Source organism: Streptomyces sp. NPDC034084 (assembly GCF_055575535.1).
In genome coordinates this window covers 563104-579360 of record NZ_JBVISK010000002.1, presented here as the reverse complement: position 1 = coordinate 579360, position 16257 = coordinate 563104, and the positions used below count along the sequence as shown (strand labels likewise).

15 protein-coding genes are annotated in these 16257 nt (G+C 72.6%); 14 read left to right on the top strand and 1 reads right to left on the bottom strand.

Annotated elements, in window-relative coordinates; translation table 11 throughout:
- The first annotated feature begins 1 nt into the window (after position 1).
- The 4 genes from ACZ51I_RS08010 to melC2 all read left to right on the top strand — a co-directional run bounded on the left by ACZ51I_RS08010 (position 2) and on the right by melC2 (position 4222).
- Positions 2–1948, top strand: a complete 1947-nt coding sequence (locus ACZ51I_RS08010) for a fumarate reductase/succinate dehydrogenase flavoprotein subunit (RefSeq protein ID WP_468872493.1) — start codon at positions 2–4, stop codon at positions 1946–1948.
- Entirely contained in the window at positions 1945–2694 is a 750-nt protein-coding gene (locus tag ACZ51I_RS08005; protein WP_468872490.1) for a succinate dehydrogenase/fumarate reductase iron-sulfur subunit, read from the top strand. The genes ACZ51I_RS08010 and ACZ51I_RS08005 overlap by 4 nt, the downstream gene beginning before the upstream one ends.
- A gap of 293 nt (positions 2695–2987) precedes the next feature.
- A complete protein-coding gene (gene melC1, locus ACZ51I_RS08000; RefSeq protein ID WP_468872488.1) occupies positions 2988–3371 on the top strand; it encodes an apotyrosinase chaperone MelC1 in 384 nt (127 codons plus the stop codon).
- Positions 3372–3394: 23 nt separating this feature from the next.
- On the top strand, positions 3395–4222 hold the full coding sequence (melC2, locus tag ACZ51I_RS07995) for a tyrosinase MelC2 (RefSeq protein WP_468872485.1): 828 nt from the start codon (positions 3395–3397) through the stop codon (positions 4220–4222).
- A gap of 14 nt (positions 4223–4236) precedes the next feature.
- Here melC2 and ACZ51I_RS07990 read toward each other — a convergent pair whose 3' ends face one another.
- Positions 4237–6615 carry an ATP-binding cassette domain-containing protein gene (locus tag ACZ51I_RS07990; RefSeq protein ID WP_468872483.1) on the bottom strand — a complete coding sequence of 793 codons (2379 nt, stop codon included), beginning with the start codon at positions 6613–6615 and terminating at the stop codon, positions 4237–4239.
- Between the two features lie 426 nt (positions 6616–7041).
- Between ACZ51I_RS07990 and ACZ51I_RS07985 the strand changes: the two genes are divergently transcribed.
- The 10 genes from ACZ51I_RS07985 to ACZ51I_RS07940 all read left to right on the top strand — a co-directional run bounded on the left by ACZ51I_RS07985 (position 7042) and on the right by ACZ51I_RS07940 (position 16255).
- Positions 7042–7608: a hypothetical protein gene (locus ACZ51I_RS07985; RefSeq protein ID WP_468872481.1), complete on the top strand. Its 567-nt coding sequence runs from the start codon at positions 7042–7044 to the stop codon at positions 7606–7608.
- Entirely contained in the window at positions 7601–9142 is a 1542-nt protein-coding gene (locus ACZ51I_RS07980; protein ID WP_468872479.1) for an aKG-HExxH-type peptide beta-hydroxylase, read from the top strand. Before ACZ51I_RS07985 ends, ACZ51I_RS07980 begins: the two co-directional genes overlap by 8 nt.
- Before the next feature lie 5 nt (positions 9143–9147).
- Positions 9148–9306 carry a hypothetical protein gene (locus ACZ51I_RS07975; RefSeq protein ID WP_306083473.1) on the top strand — a complete coding sequence of 53 codons (159 nt, stop codon included), beginning with the start codon at positions 9148–9150 and terminating at the stop codon, positions 9304–9306.
- Positions 9307–9406: 100 nt separating this feature from the next.
- Positions 9407–9625 carry a hypothetical protein gene (locus ACZ51I_RS07970; RefSeq protein WP_468872475.1) on the top strand — a complete coding sequence of 73 codons (219 nt, stop codon included), beginning with the start codon at positions 9407–9409 and terminating at the stop codon, positions 9623–9625.
- Complete coding sequence (locus tag ACZ51I_RS07965; RefSeq protein WP_468872473.1) at positions 9625–11355, top strand: B12-binding domain-containing radical SAM protein; 1731 nt, start codon at positions 9625–9627, stop codon at positions 11353–11355. The genes ACZ51I_RS07970 and ACZ51I_RS07965 overlap by 1 nt, the downstream gene beginning before the upstream one ends.
- Before the next feature lie 33 nt (positions 11356–11388).
- Complete coding sequence (locus tag ACZ51I_RS07960; protein WP_468872471.1) at positions 11389–12666, top strand: MFS transporter; 1278 nt, start codon at positions 11389–11391, stop codon at positions 12664–12666.
- A gap of 4 nt (positions 12667–12670) precedes the next feature.
- Positions 12671–13897: a hypothetical protein gene (locus ACZ51I_RS07955; RefSeq protein ID WP_468872468.1), complete on the top strand. Its 1227-nt coding sequence runs from the start codon at positions 12671–12673 to the stop codon at positions 13895–13897.
- A complete protein-coding gene (locus tag ACZ51I_RS07950; RefSeq protein ID WP_468872467.1) occupies positions 13894–15141 on the top strand; it encodes a cytochrome P450 family protein in 1248 nt (415 codons plus the stop codon). Before ACZ51I_RS07955 ends, ACZ51I_RS07950 begins: the two co-directional genes overlap by 4 nt.
- On the top strand, positions 15138–15749 hold the full coding sequence (locus ACZ51I_RS07945; protein WP_468872465.1) for a suppressor of fused domain protein: 612 nt from the start codon (positions 15138–15140) through the stop codon (positions 15747–15749). Before ACZ51I_RS07950 ends, ACZ51I_RS07945 begins: the two co-directional genes overlap by 4 nt.
- Positions 15746–16255, top strand: coding sequence for a GNAT family N-acetyltransferase (locus ACZ51I_RS07940; protein ID WP_468872462.1), 510 nt, complete (start codon positions 15746–15748; stop codon positions 16253–16255). Before ACZ51I_RS07945 ends, ACZ51I_RS07940 begins: the two co-directional genes overlap by 4 nt.
- Positions 16256–16257: the final 2 nt, after the last annotated feature.

Genomic DNA, 16257 nt, shown 5'->3' with positions numbered 1-16257 from the left:
CATGAGCTACCTCGCATACGTCACCGGTGAGCCCATCGCCGACACCAAGGCCCCCGAAGGGCCCATCGCCGAGCGCTGGGACACCCGCCGCTTCCAGGCCAGGCTGGTCAACCCGGCCAACCGGCGCAAGCACCGCGTCATCGTGGTGGGCACGGGCCTCGCCGGCGGCTCCGCCGGCGCCACCCTCGCCGAACAGGGCTACCAGGTCGTCCAGTTCTGCTTCCAGGACTCCCCGCGCCGCGCCCACTCCATCGCCGCCCAGGGCGGCATCAACGCCGCAAAGAACTACCGCAACGACGGCGACTCCATCCACCGCCTCTTCTACGACACCGTCAAGGGCGGCGACTTCCGGGCCCGCGAGTCCAACGTCCACCGCCTCGCCCAGATCTCCGTCGAGATCATCGACCAGTGCGTCGCCCAGGGCGTCCCCTTCGCCCGCGAGTACGGCGGTCTCCTCGACACCCGTTCCTTCGGCGGCGTCCAGGTCTCCCGCACCTTCTACGCCCGCGGCCAGACCGGCCAGCAGCTCCTCCTCGGCGCCTACCAGGCGCTGTCCCGGCAGATCGCCGCCGGCAACGTCGAGATGCACGCCCGTACGGAGATGCTCGACCTGATCGTCGTCGAGGGGCGGGCCCGCGGCATCGTCGCCCGCGACCTGATCACGGGCGAGATCTCCACGCACTACGCGGACGCGGTCGTCCTCGCCAGCGGCGGCTACGGCAACGTCTTCTACCTGTCGACGAACGCCATGAACTCCAACGCCACCGCCGTCTGGCGGGCGCACCGGCGCGGCGCGTACTTCGCCAACCCCTGCTTCACCCAGATCCACCCCACCTGCATCCCGCGCACCGGCGACCACCAGTCCAAGCTCACGCTGATGAGCGAGTCGCTGCGCAACGACGGCCGGATCTGGGTTCCCAAGGCCAAGGGCGACAACCGCCCGGCGGCCGAGATCCCCGAGGACGAGCGCGACTACTACCTCGAGCGGATCTACCCCTCCTTCGGCAACCTCGTCCCCCGCGACATCGCCTCCCGCGCCGCGAAGAACGTCTGCGACGAAGGCAGGGGAGTGGGTCCGGGCGGACAGGGGGTCTACCTGGACTTCGCCGACGCGATCCGCCGGATGGGCCGGGCGAAGGTCGAGGAGAAGTACGGCAACCTCTTCGACATGTACGCGCGGATCACCGCCGAGAACCCGTACGAGGTCCCCATGCGGATCTATCCCGCCGTGCACTACACGATGGGCGGACTCTGGGTCGACTACGACCTCCAGACCACCGTCCCCGGCCTCTTCGCCATCGGCGAGGCCAACTTCTCCGACCACGGGGCCAACCGGCTCGGCGCCTCCGCCCTCATGCAGGGCCTCGCCGACGGCTACTTCGTCCTCCCCGCCACCATCAACGACTACCTCGCGCGCCATCCGCTGAGCGAGCCCGTCACCGACGACCACCCGGCCGTACGGGACGTCCTCGCCGAGACCGAGGACCGCCTCCACCTCCTGCTCTCCGTCGACGGCGACCGCACCCCCGACTCCTTCCACCGCGAACTCGGTGAACTGATGTGGGAGTACTGCGGGATGGCTCGTACGGAGGAGGGGCTGCGCACGGCCCTCCGTCGCATCCCCGAGATCCGCGAGGAGTTCTGGAGCCGCGTCAAGGTTCCGGGCACCGGTCAGGAGTTCAACCAGTCCCTGGAGAAGGCCAACCGGATCGTCGACTACCTGGAGCTCGCCGAGCTCATGTGCCTGGACGCGCTCCACCGCGCCGAGTCCTGCGGCGGCCACTTCCGCGAGGAGTCCCAGACGCCGGACGGCGAGGCCGCCCGCCGCGACGAGGACTTCGCCTACGCGGCGGCCTGGGAGTTCACCGCTCCGGACCGCGCGCCCGTCCTCCACAAGGAGGACCTCACCTTCGAGTACGTCCACCCCACCCAGCGGAGCTACGCATGAGGCTCAACCTGCGCGTCTGGCGCCAGAAGAACGCCGGCACCGAGGGCGCCATGGCCACCTACGTGGTGGACGGCATCTCGCCCGACATGTCCTTCCTGGAGATGCTCGACACCCTCAACGAGGAGCTCATCCTGCGCGGCGAGGACCCCGTGGCCTTCGACCACGACTGCCGCGAGGGCATCTGCGGCGCGTGCAGCCTCGTCATCAACGGCGACGCGCACGGACCGGAGCGCACCACGACCTGCCAGCTCCACATGCGCTCCTTCCGCGACGGCGACACCATCGACGTCGAACCCTGGCGGGCGTCCGCGTTCCCCGTCGTCAAGGACCTGGTGGTCGACCGCTCCGCCTTCGACCGGGTGATCCAGGCGGGCGGCTACATCACCGCGCCCACGGGCGCCGCCCCCGAGGCCCACGCCACGCCGGTGCCCAAGGCCGACGCGGACTCCGCCTTCGAGCACGCCGAGTGCATCGGCTGCGGCGCGTGCGTGGCGGCCTGCCCGAACGGCTCGGCGATGCTCTTCACCTCCGCCAAGATCAACCACCTGAACGTCCTGCCGCAGGGCTCCCCGGAACGCGAGACCCGGGTCCTCGACATGGTCGCCCAGATGGACGCGGAAGGCTTCGGCGGCTGCACCCTGACGGGCGAGTGCGCCACGGCCTGCCCGAAGGGCATCCCCCTTCCGTCGATCGCGGCGATGAACAAGGAGTGGCTGCGGGCGCGGAGGAAGGCCCCGCGGGGCTGATCGGAATCCGGACAGTCTGGCGGCGTGGGCTCCGCCACACCGCGCACCCCGGAGCCGAAGATCATTCACGAAATGATCACCTTCTCCGTAGGATCTTCGCTCCGGGGCAGCTCCGCCCCTCGCGACAGCAAGATCAACTCCGTTCAAATCTGTACTTACCATGGCATGTTGTCCACTTCACGGCCAACCGGTCACCGGTGATTTCCGCCGCGCCGACACCCCCGGGTACTGATGAGGGCTGCCGGGGGGCACCTGACCGAACCCCCCGGTCGCACCGATCACTTGGGGGTTTCATGTCCAGCATCACCCGCCGCCGGGCTCTCGGCGTCGCGGCCGGCGCGGCAGGCGCCGCCACGGGCCTCGCCCTGGCCGGCCCGGCCGCCGCCGCTCCCCGGGCCACCGCACCCGCGGCCGCCCCGGACTCGTTCGACGAGGTCTACCAGGGCCGCCGCATCAAGGGCGGACCCTCGGGCGCCGGCGGCCACCACGGGGGACACCACGGAGGCGGCTACTCCGTGACGATAGACGGCGAGGAACTGCACGTCATGCGGAACGCCGACGGCACCTGGATCAGCGTGATCAACCACTACGAGCCCGTCGCCACGCCCAGGGCGGTGGCCCGCGCGGCCGTCCGGGAACTCCAGGGCGCCCCGCTCGTACCCCTCACCCTCACCTGATCCGACCCGGAAGCGGCACCACCATGACCGTACGCAAGAACCAGGCCACCCTCACCGCCGACGAGAAGCGGCGCTTCGTCAACGCCCTCCTGGAGCTCAAGCGCTCCGGGCGGTACGACACCTTCGTCACCACGCACAACGCCTTCATCATGAGCGACACCGACAGCGGCGACCGGGTCGGCCACCGCTCGCCCTCGTTCCTGCCCTGGCACCGGCGCTTCCTCATACAGTTCGAGGAGGCGCTGCGGTCCGTCGACCCGACCGTCACCCTCCCGTACTGGGACTGGACGGCCGACCGCACCTCCCGCTCGTCGCTCTGGGCGCCCGACTTCCTCGGCGGCACCGGCCGGGCCCGCGACGGCCAGGTGACGGACGGCCCCTTCGCCCGCACCGGCAACCGCTGGACGATCAACGTCCGCGTCGACGGGCGGGACTACCTCCGGCGGGACCTCGGCGCGGGCGACCGCCAGCTGCCCACCCGGGCCGAGGTCGACTCGGTCCTCGCCATGGAGACCTACGACATGGCCCCCTGGAACAGCTCCTCGGACGGCTTCCGCAACCACCTGGAGGGCTGGCGCGGGGTGAACCTCCACAACCGCGTCCACGTCTGGGTCGGCGGCCAGATGGCCACCGGTGTCTCCCCGAACGACCCCGTCTTCTGGTTGCACCACGCCTTCGTGGACAAGCTGTGGGCCGAGTGGCAGGCCCGCCACCCCCGGTCGACGTACCTGCCGGCCGCCGGCACCGCGAACGTCGTCGACCTCGGCGACACCATGCGACCGTGGAACGACGTGACCCCGGCGGACATGCTGGACCACACCCGCCACTACACGTTCGACACGGCGGCCTGATCCCGGCGGAGCGGTCAGCGCCGCTCGTCGAACCCCAGGGCGCGGGCCAGATACGGCGCCGTGCGGCTGCCCGCCGCCCGCGCCACCCGGTCCGGAGGACCCGCCGCCACCACCCGGCCGCCCTGGTCGCCGCCGCCGGGGCCGAGGTCGACGACCCAGTCGGCGGTGGCGACGACGTCCATGTCGTGCTCGACGACGATCACCGTGTGCCCGGCGTCCACGAGACCGTGGAGCTGGCGCATCAGGACCTCGACGTCGGCCGGGTGCAGGCCGGTCGTCGGCTCGTCCAGGACGTAGAGGGTGTGCGCACGGCGCGCCCGCTGGAGTTCCGAGGCGAGTTTGACGCGCTGGGCCTCACCGCCGGACAGCTCGGTGGCCGGCTGCCCGAGCCGCAGATAGCCCAGGCCCACGTCGAGGAGGGTGCGCAGGCTCCGGGCGGCGGCGGGGGTGCCGTCGAAGAAGACGGCGGCGGACTCGACGGTGAGGTCGAGGACCTCGGCGATGGTGAGGCCGCGCAGGCGCACCTGGAGGGTGTCCGGGTGGTAGCGGGCGCCGTGGCAGTCGGGACAGGGGGCGTACGTACTGGGCAGGAAGAGCAGTTCCACCGAGACGAAGCCCTCGCCCTGGCAGGTCTCGCAGCGGCCGCCGGGCACGTTGAAGGAGAAGCGGCCCGCCTTGTACCCGCGCGCTCTGGCCTCCTCCGTCTCCGTGAAGAGCTTGCGCACCACGTCGAAGAGACCCGTGTACGTGGCGAGGTTGGAGCGCGGTGTCCGGCCGATCGGCCGCTGGTCCACCGTCACCAGGCGTCCTACGCCCGCCACTTCCTCGGTGAGTGCGTCGACGAGGGTGGACTTGCCGGAGCCCGAGACGCCGGTGACGGCGGTGAGGACGCCGACCGGGAAGGCCGTGTCCACCGCCCGCAGGTTGTGCCGGGTGACCGGCCCCGGCCGCAGCCAGCCCGCCGGTTCCCGCACCGCCCGCACCGCCCGCGCCGGTGCGGGCGTCCGGTCGAAGAGGAACCGCCGGGTCGCCGACTCCTCGACCCCGGCCAGTTCCTCCGGCGGGCCGCTGTGCAGCACCCGCCCGCCGTGCACGCCGGCGCGCGGACCGACGTCCACGAGCCAGTCGGCATGCCGGATGACGTCGAGATGGTGCTCGACGACGAAGACCGAGTTCCCGGCGGCCTTGAGCCGGTCGAGGACCACGAGCAACGCCTCGGTGTCGGCCGGGTGCAGCCCGGCGGAGGGTTCGTCGAGGACGTACACCACGCCGAAGAGGCCGGAGCGCAGCTGGGTCGCGAGCCGCAGCCGCTGGAGCTCCCCGTTGGAGAGCGTGGGGGTGGCGCGGTCCAGGCTGAGGTAGCCGAGGCCGAGTTCGTCGACCGTGCCGATCCGGGCGACGAGGTCGTCGGTGAGGACGCGCGCGGTCTCCGAGGAGCCCTCCGCCGTCGCCGCGGCCGTCGAGAGGAGACCGGACAGGGCGGTGAGCGGCAGGGCGGCGAGCTCGGCGACGTTCCGGCCGGCGAAGGTGACCGCGAGCGCCTCCGGCCGCAGCCGGCCGCCGCCGCAGGCCGGGCAGGGCGCGCTGGTGAGGAAGCGCTCCGCCTTCGCGCGCAGCGACGGACTCTTCGAGTCGGCGAAGGTCCGCAGGACGTAGCGCCGTGCGCTCATGTACGTGCCCTGGTACGGGCGCTGGATACGGCCCGCCTCCCGCACCGGGTGCACGGTGACGACCGGCTGCTCGTCCGTGAAGAGGATCCACTCCCGGTCCTTCTCGTCGAGCTCCCGCCACGGCCGGTCGACGTCGTATCCGAGGGTGTCGAGCACGTCCCGCAGGTTCTTCCCCTGCCAGGCACCGGGCCACGCGGCGATCGCTCCCTGACGAATCGACAGATGGGGATCCGGGACCAGGAGTTCCTCGCTCGTGTCGTGGATCAGCCCGAGCCCCTGGCACGAAGGGCAGGCGCCTGCCGCCGTGTTGGGGGAGAAGGCGTCGGAGTCGAGCCTCTCCGCGCCCTCCGGGTAGTGCCCGGCGCGGGAGAGCAGCATCCGCAGGGAGTTGGAGAGGGTGGTCACCGTACCGACGGAGGACCGGGCGTTCGGCGACGACCGGCGCTGCTCCAGGGAGACCGCCGGCGGCAACCCCGTGATCTCACCGACCGCCGGCGCCCCCACCTGGTGGATCAGCCGCCGTGCGTACGGGGCGACCGACTCGAAGTAGCGTCGCTGGGCCTCGGCGTAGATCGTCCCGAAGGCCAGCGACGACTTGCCGGAGCCGGAGACCCCGGTGAACACGACGAGCGCGTCACGGGGGATGTCGACGTCGACTCCGGCGAGGTTGTGCTCGCGGGCGCCTCGGACGCGGACGTACGGATCGTGGGGGGTGTCGTGCATGAGGCGACTTTATCGAATCGTCGTGTTTGCCCCGGTCGGTCCCACGGGACATCGCCGGCCGCCGCGTGTTGCGTGAACTCGCCAACCGTACGCCCCTCGCGAGGGGCGGCCAGGCGGTCTGCCCCTCGGGGGCGACCGGTCCGCCGCTCCTCACGTCCGCCCCGGCGCTGCCGGGCCGCCGGTGCGAAGGAGCTGGTCCGGGGCCACGGGGCCCGCCTCGCGCCCGTGCCTCCGGCCAGGTCCGGCCGCCCTTCAGGCTGCTTTGCGCCTCCGCGCAAGACACACTTTCACGCCACTACGAGATTCCGGCCAAGCTTCGGATGACGCATTGACGCCTTGTCCCGTCGTGGTCGTCAATGGTGAGGCGAGCGACCAGGGAGTTTCATCACTCCCGAAGTGAGCGTGGATATCCGGCGGGGGGCGGGTATGAGCCAGAACGCGTTTCAGTATGTGCTGGACCGGAGCGAATGCCATTACGCGGCACGTTCTGTCATCCGCACCTCACCGCCGAGTGATTCCGCCGCGCCCCTCGAAGAACATCTGGAACGCAGCTTTCCGTCTTTCCGTGCCGCGTTCGCGGAGTGTCTGACCGGCGAGGCCGATGGGTACGTCCTCGAACTGCCGGGCTGGGCGGGGGAGTCGCTGGAGCGGCTGGAGAAGACCACAGTCGAGGTCTTCGACTGGTACGGGGCGCGATCGACACCCCCGCGTCCCGCGGTGTCGCCGGAGGACGTCACGGACCCCAGCCACTGGTTCCAGTGGGGCGAGCACCGGGCGTTCGTCCTCTGCTTCGCCCCCTGCTTCGGCGAGGACCACGCCCGCTACGGGTTCGGCCGGCCCGAGACCTTCGTGATGTTCCAGCACGAGCGTGCCTTCCACCGCCGCCACCCACAGCAGATCCCGGCCACCGTCCGCCAGGCCGTCCGCCGCACCTTCGACGAGGCCGGCCGGGGATACGAGTACGACATCGGGGCGGTGCCCACCTATGACTGAGCAGCTCACCGAGGTGGCGCCCGGACGCGCCGAGCTCCTGGCCACGCACCGGGACTTCGGCCGCGCGGACGCGATGCGGCGGCGCGCCCGGCACGTCCTCGGGTTCACGCTCGCGGCCGCCCTGCGGCGCTTCGGCCACGGCGACGACGTCACGGTCGACCCGGAGATCGCCGAAGACCCGGCCGTCTGGGCCGCGCTGCAGTCGATGTTCGACGCTCTGCACGAGCCGGTGGCCGAACCGTCGTCCGTACTGGCCGCCGCCGTCGCGCCACGGGCCGCCCGGCGGGCGGGGCTGTCACCGACCGGTGCGGAGCCGCCGCACGTGCGCACGGCGCGGATCGGCGAGCGGCGACAGCAGGCCGTCTGGCTGTGGCAAGGCGTGCACGGGCCGCTGACCTCGGCCGTCGAAGCGGCTTTCCTGCGATACGCGCTCACCGCGCCGACCTCACGCGAAACGCATTCCCGTGCCCTCCCCGAGGCGGGCGGAAAACCCGAGATCAATGCGCTCTACGCCGCCGGGGAAACGGAACGGAAGGCCGTCGAGGCGGCGGCGGAACTGCTCTGCGCGGCCGTACCGGAGATCGCCCGTGAGACATTGCCGTTCATCGACGGAATCGCCTTCTTCGACGGTGATCTTTTCACCAGTGGAACGCTTCTCTCGCAGCCGAGAATCATTTTCGTCGAACGCCGCATGACCGCCGACCCCGACCGCCTGGCCGAAGCCCTGCTGCACGAAGCCCTCCATCTCAAGCTCAACGCACTCACCCTGACCCGGCCGGTCTACCGCGCGGGCGTGGTCGACGACAGCGCCCTGCTGCTGCCGATCCCCTGGCACCGGGACGCGTCCGGGGCGCCGCACCGGTGGATGGCCAACCGCGCACTGGCCGCCGCCCATGTGTACGTCCACCTCGTCGCGCTGTACGAACGTCACGACCCGCCCGCACGGAGTCGGGCGACCGGTCTCCCGGTCTGCCGCGAGCGCGCCGCGTATCTGCTGACGGAGCTGCTGGGGGACGCCTCCCGCGACCTGGGGCCGGCCGGCGTGCGGATGGCACGGTGGCTGCGCGAGGTCCTGGAGGACGCGCCGCAGGACGCCGGCGGCGGGGCGGCTCTGGCTGAGCCGGCGCCGAGGCGGGAGCCGCCGCGGGAGCGGGGGCCGGAGTCGGAGCGGAAGCCGGAGCCGCCGGCCCGGCCGAGCACCCTGGACCGCCCTCCCGACCCTCCCGCAGGCATCCTCCGCCGTACCACTGCCGGGCACCGGGCCTGGCGGCCGGAGCCCGACCTCGGCCTCGTGGCCACCTCCGAGCCGTGGGACGTCCACGTGCTCAACGCGTACCAGTGGACCTTCTTCACCGCGTGCGACGGGGTGGACAGCGGCCTCGCCGTCCGTTCCCTCCAGGCCGCCGCGCCCGGCTCGGCCGCCCCCACGGTGGCCCGGGCGCTCACGGACCTGCTCGACGCCGGCCTGATGGTGATCGAGCGGCCCCCCGGGACGCAGTCCCCGGGGGACGTACGGAACGAACGGGGGAGGTGAACAACATGACCACCAAGTCCACCGACCAGGAACTCGTGGCGAAGCTGGCCGAGGAGCTGTCCCTGGACGGCTTCGAGGACGCCGACGAGGCCGCGGCCGAGGCCGTCAGCCTGGGTGGGGCGAGCTACGTGAAGATGCTCGGCCGCACCTGGACCGCCACCTGACCTGCCGGTCAGCACCGGTGGTCCCGGCTCGCCCACGCGGCGAACCGGGACCACCACCGGCTCCACCCCACCGAGGACACGGACCACAGGGAAGAACGGGATGCGGACGACTCATCGCTGGCTCGACGAGGCCGGCCATGTCTACGTGGCCGAAGGCGGCCCGCAAGGGCAGTGCGTACGGCTCAACACCGCCGCCTCCAAGGTCTGGCGCGCGCTGCTCACCGAGCAGATCACCCTGGACGAACTGGACGGCGGCGACCGTGAGTTCGCGCTGTCCCTCCTCGCCGGCGGCGTGCTCCTCCCGGAGCGGGGGAACTGATGACGCGGACCACTCCGGCGACGCGGAAGACCCCCGGGACCCGGCAGCGGCCGGAGGTCCTGCGAATCGCCCCGGCGCTCACCCCCGCCGAGGCGGCCGAGTTCACCCCGGCCATCGCGTTCGTGAACCCCTCCGTCGGGTACTCGGACCGCCGCAAGTCCAAGCCGATCGGGCTCGCCTACGTGATGGCGTACCTGCGCTCCCACGGCCTGGAGAGCGAGGGCTTCGACTTCGGCGGCGCGCTCCGCGAGCCGGAGCTGCTCGCCGCCGAACACCGGCTCGACACGTACGACGTCGTGGGCTTCTCCGTCTACAACGAGTCCGCCGACAACGCCCTGCGCATGGCCGCGTGGATCAAGGAGCGCAACCCGGCCGCCCTGGTCGTGCTGGGCGGCCCGCACGCGACCGCGGTCGCCGACCACCTGGTCGCCGCGCACCCGCAGGTCGATCTGGTGGTGCGCCGCGAAGGCGAGGAACCGATGCTGGAGATCGCGCGACGGGTCGCCGCACGCCGACCGGTGACCGGCGTCCTCGGCACGACCTGGCGGGAGCCCGGCGGGGAGGTGGCGTCCCGGGAGGACCCGCCGTTCATCGAGGACCTGGACACCCTGCCGTTCCCCGACGCGCGGTTCACCTCCGACTCGGGGTACCCGACCCTGTCGTACTTCGACGACGTCAGCGGCCGGCTCAAGCCCGCCCTGACCGTCAACACCAGCCGGAGCTGCCCGTACAACTGCTCCTTCTGCGGGGTGCTCACCATCGGGCGCCGCTACCGGACCCGCTCGCCGGAGTCCGTCGTGGAGGAGATCGAGTACTTCCGGCAGCGGGACGGCATCACGTACCAGCACATCTACTTCAGTGACGCCAACTTCTACGTCAGCCCACGCCGTTCCCTCGCCGTCATCGAGGCGATCCACGCGTACGACCCCGAGATCACGGTCAGCTTCGGCACCCGCGTCAATCAGATCCTCCGCAGTGAGGACGTCCTGGCGCGGATGAAGGAGATCGGTCTGCGGTTCGTCGAGCTCGGCATCGAAAGCGCCTCACCCACCATGCTGGAACGGCTGGCGAAGGGCGTGTCGCCGCAGGTCAACGTCGACGCGGTCCGCACGCTGCAGCGGCTCGGCCTGGAGATCGTCGTCGACTTCATCATGTTCGACCCGGCCACCACCCTGGCCGACCTGCGGATGAACCTCGCGTTCCTCCGACGGCTCGGCTTCTACGACTACGTCCCGCACGAGGCGATCTACACCACCCTCGTGCTCTACCAGGGCACCCCCATCCGGGAGTTCTACGAGCGGCGGCACGGCCGCGTCTTCGCCCCCAACGAACTCCCCGACATCGTGGGCCTGTACGAGAACGAGGACGTCGCCGCGGTCGCCGCCGGCATGCGCTGGTTCCGCCGCACCTGGCAGCCCGCCATCGACACCGCCCTCGCCGACGGCGAGCTGTGCGCCGAGAAGTGGCGTGCCTGCGGCCGCAGCGGCGAGCGTCTCTCCCAGCTCCAGCTGGACCTCGTCGCCCTGCGACACGTCCCCTACCTCTACATGCAGCATCTGGTGGAGGTGGCCGGGAGTGGCCGGATGTCCGTCCAGGAGGAGTACGGTGCCCACCTGCCCACCACCGGGGCTCCGCAGGCCGCACTCCCCGAACTGCTCGCACGCGTACGGGAGTCGGTGGGCGACGAGCACATCGAGCGGGACCCCTCGCTGCTCACCCGGTTCGCGTGACCCTGTCCTCGTGCATGACGTATAAGGAAGACCTTGACCACTGATCTGCCGTCCCAGGAGCCGTCCGTGCCCGTCGGTGCGGACACCGGGCCGCCCCGCGTGAAGGACCTGGCGGCGATCCGCCGTACGACCAGGATGTTCTACGGCCTGTCGTACGTCGGCTACTTCATCGACTTCACCTGGGCCGCCACGTCCATCCTCTATTTCGCCTCCATCGGTCTGAGCCCGGGGGCGATCTTCGCCACGGTCGCGGTGGTGTGGCTGGCCGAGGCGGTCTTCGAGATCCCGACCGGCATGGTCGCCGACCTGCTCGGCCGGCGCAGCTCGGTCATCGCCAGCTTCGTGTTCCGGGCGGTGGGGTTCGGGGCGCTGTTCTTCGCGCACGACCTTCCCGTCCTGCTGCTCGCGCACGTCCTGGTCTCCATCGGTACGACCTTCGAATCGGGAGCGCTCGAGGCGTGGGCGGTCGACGAGAGCGAGCACTTCGGCGCGGACGAGACGGTCGACGCGCTGTTCACCCGCAGCCGCATCGCCTCCAACTCCGGACTGATCTCCGGCGTCCTGGTGGGCGCCCTCATCGGCACCCGGAGCCTGGCCCTGCCCTTCCTCCTGTCGGCGGTGGTGTGCGCCGTGACCGCGGCCGTCCTGCCCCTGGTGATGCGCGAACACAGCCGGACCCCACGCCCCGCCGGGCTCTCGCTCTCGACGGCCCTGCGGGAGAACCTGGGCGGGACCGGGGCGGCGCTGCGCGGGGACCGGGTCCTGATGTTCCTCGCCGGGGCGGTCGCCTTCGCGGCGCTGATGAGCAGCCTGCCGGGTGTGCAGTGGACGACGTACCTGGAAGGGGAGTTCACCACCAGTCTGGTGCTGCTCGGCCTGGTGCGCTGCGCCGGCCCCCTGGTGCAGATCCCGCTGCTCGACCTGGTGCGCAGACTGCGCACCAAGCGGGGCGTCGCCCGTTCACCGATCGTCCTGGCCGCGTCGTTCGCCGCCGCTGTGCTGCTCCTGCTGACCGCGCACAGCGACGGCGCCTGGCAGGCGGTCGCGCTGTACGTGTGCTTCTCCGCGGCCTCGGGCGTGGCGATGCCGGTCATCCAGGGCGCGGTCAACGACCGGCTCACCAACGCCAACCGCGCCACCATGCTGTCCTTCGTCTCCCTGGTGTCGGGGGCGGTGACCGGAGTCGGGCTCTTCGTCGTCGGATCGTTCGTGACCGCCATCGACTCTGTCACCGTCACCTGGTCGATCGCAGCGGCCGGACTCGCCGCCGGAGGGGCGCTGACGGCCTGGCTCTGCGGCCGGAGCAGGTGAGCCCATGCCGTGGCCTGAGGAGGCGTACCTCGAAGCACGGGTGCTCGCCCACCTCGGGCTCGGCGCGGACCCCGGACCGATGCCCGCCTCCGCCTCCGGGGGCGTACGGCGGCTGCTGACCCACCTCGCACCGCACGGCCCGGGGGTGCCGCTCGCGCCCCTGCTCGCCCTGGACACGAGCCCCACCGCCGATCCGGCCACCCGCCGAGCCGCCGTCGACCGGCGTCTCGCCGCGATGGACGCGGCGGAGCTGGCGGCGGGATTCCTGGAGCGGCGAAGGACCGGAGACCCGTGGTGGGAGGAGGGCCGGCCGTTCCCCCTCACGGCGGCCACCCGCGCCTGGCTGCTCCACTGCGGCGGACCGGTGGAACCCGTCGACGGGCTGCTGCGCCGCTGGGCCGGAGCGGGCCGGGACGAGGACGTGACGACGCCCGCGTTCAGGACCGCTCTCCGCGAGGGCCGTCACGGTCCGGCGGTCGCGCCGCCGCCCACCGGCACCCTGCTGCGGCTCCTGGTCACCCGGCTGCGGCAGTCCGGCCTGCTGCCCCCGGAGCACCGGGTCACGCTCGTACGGAAGGTGTGGACGAGCGCCGTGGCCGTCCCCGTACGGCTACCGGGCCGCAGTGTCCTCGTCCTCTCCACCACCCCCGCCGTCCCCGCCCTCGCCCACCTCCTCCACGAGCTCGCCCACGTCGCCGAACACGCCCTGCGCGCACCGGACTCGCCGCTGGAGAGCCGCTGGCGCTTCGACCCCGTGCGAGCCGAGGGGTGGGCCCTGCTCCTGGAGTCCCTGGCCACCGATCCGGAGTGGCTCGCGACGCTCGGCCTCCCGGAGGCGTACACCGAAGCCGTACGCACCACCGCCACCTCCACCGAGCTCCTCGACCGTCAGATGTTCCGCGCGGCGGCGGCCGTCGACGACGAACTGCCGCCCGACGCCACACCGGCCGACGCTCTCGCCCTGGCCCGCGAACTCGCCGGCCGCCTCCGCGTCGACCGCTCTCCCCAAGCCCTGCTCCAGGACGCCACCGACGGCCTCCAGCCCCGCGCCTACCTGGCCGGATTCGCCTGGCGTGACGAGGCACTCCGGTGTCTGACGGACGGCTGGGGCCCGCGCTGGTGGGCCGCCCCGGAGGCCTGGGCGGCCCTGACCGCCGTCCTGCGCGAGGACGGCGACGCGCGCGGCACCCTCGACGCACTGGCGTCCCGCACCGTGGCGCGTGTGGCGTGAACGCCGCCCCGGCCCCCGTCACCGCCCTCCTCGAAGCCTGGGACGACAGCTCCCTCTACCCGGCGGCCCTGAGCGCCGGCCTGCTCCCGTACCTCCACACCCGGGGGCCCTGTGTCGCCGTGCGCACCCGCGACGGGGCGCGGGCATGGGCCGTCGCGGGGCACCGCGCGCTGCGGGAGGCGGCGCTGAGGCCACGGGACTTCAGCGGAGAGCTGCTCGGCACGGCGATGGGCGATCCGTCGCCCGAGGAGACCGCTCTGCTGCGCCTCCAGCTCCCCGGGCTGCCCGACGGCCCGCACACCCGGATGCGGCGGGGCCTCTCCGCCCCGCTGCGCGCCGACATCGCCCGTGGCCTGGGCGAGCGGGTACGGGAGGCCACCGCCGCCCGAACGTCCGCCCTCTTCCGTCCGGTCGGCGGGATCGGTACGGGTGGCGGTGCCGGGCCGGGGCCGTGCGCCGCCGACCTCGTGCGGGACGTGGTCGTGCCCGTCGTGGCGGACGCGCTGGGCGAACTCCTGGGCGTTCCGCAGGGCTTGCGGGAGGAGTTCCGGTCCTGGTGCGTGGACAGCAGCGAGATGTCGGCCGATCCCGGGGCCGAAGAGCGGGCGCTGCGCGCCTTCCTTCACCTGTGCGCCCGGCTGCGCCGGCACCGCACCGCCCGCCCCGCCGACGACCTCGCCACCGCGTTGGCCACCCGGCTGACGTCGTCCACCGCCGGGTTCGCGCTCAACTGGGTCCTCCTCGTCAAGGCGGGCTTCGGGGCGACGGTCTCGGCCGGGGCCCAGCTGCTGCGGGCGCTGCCCGGGGGCGGCGCGGCGGCCGGGGGCCTGCCCGGGGACCTGCCGGCCCTCCTGGACGACACCCTGCGCCACCACCCCCCGATCCTCCAGGCCCGTCGTACGGCCGTCCGCCACACCGCGCTCGCCGGCCACGACATCGCGGCGGGAGAGCGCGTCCTCCTGGTCTTCGCCGCCCCCGGCCAAGGCCCCGGCTCCGTGCCGCACACCGCGTTCGGGCACGGCCGCCACGCCTGCCCCGGCGCCCCCTGGGCCCGCGCCCTGCTGACCGGACTGGCCCACGGTGCCGCCCCGGCCGCCGCGCGCTGGCACCTGCCGGACACCGCGTCCGCGTACGCCACCTCGTTCTCCCAAGGACTGCGCACCCTGCCCGCCGAACCCGTCACCCGAGGCCCTGGTTCCTCCTGCCCCGCGCCCCGTCCCGCCGACCCGAGGTCCACCAGATGAATCCGCGTACCCCCGAACCGCTCCTGTCCGACCACGTCCGCGACCACGTCCTGTCAAAGGCGGCCGCACCCGTCCCCGACGCGCCGCTCGCCGGCCCCGGACCGGTGGAGATCTGGGCGACCGCGCAGCCGGGCGTGCCGGGCACCACCCTCAGCACGGTCGGCGTGTCCGATACGGATCTCGCCTCGACGATCCGCCGGCGTTCCGTACGGGTCGAGTTCCTCGCCATCGCGGTCGACGACGCCTGGCAGCCCGCTCTGACCGCCGCTTTAACCCAGGTCGCCGAGGACTGCCTCGCCTCCGGCGTGGTCGTCAACCGGGGCTCGGCCGTACGCTGCCGCCCCGAGGTCGCCGCCGCCCTGGGCGCCGACCACCTCTACGTGAGCCGGGCCGTCTACCACGACCGGTCGTTCGGGCAGGTCAGAGCTGCGGGCCGGCGGGTCGAACTCTGGTGGCTCTTCCCGCTCCGCCCCGAGGAGGAGCGCTACCTCGCCGCGAACGGCTGGGAGCGCTTCGAGGACCTCGTCGTCGAGGCCCGCCCCGATCTCGCCGATCCCGCCCGGCCCGCTGTCCCCCTTCCCGCCCCCCGCCCGAGGCGGACCGTGTGAGCGCGGCCCCGCCGCCCTCCGCACCGGCCCGGCGCACCCTCATGCGCTGGGATCTGACCGCGCCGCCGCGCCCGTACCCCCTGCCCGACGCGTACCGGGCCGCCTCCGTCACCCCGGCGGACGCCCCGCTCCTGGGCGCGCTGTCCCACCGCGCGTACCGGGGCGGGGTGGACGATAGCGGCGAGTCCGTGGACTGGCACCGGGCCGAGCTGGCCGCCGCGCTCGCGGGTGAGTTCGGCGCGGTCGACCGGCGGGCGACACGAGCCGCCTGGTGCGGCTCCGTGCCGGTCTCGCTCTCGCTCGTGACCCGCTGGAAGTCCCGACCGCTCGTGGCCTTCGCGCTCACCGACCCCGCGCACGCCTCCAGGGGCCTGGCGCGGGCTCTCCTCACCCACAGCGCCGCGGCCCTCCACGCCGAGGGGGAGTCCGAACTCACCCTGGTGGTCACGGACGGCAATCCCGCCGCCCGGCTCTACACCCACCTCGGCTTCGTCCCGGCGGGTTGACC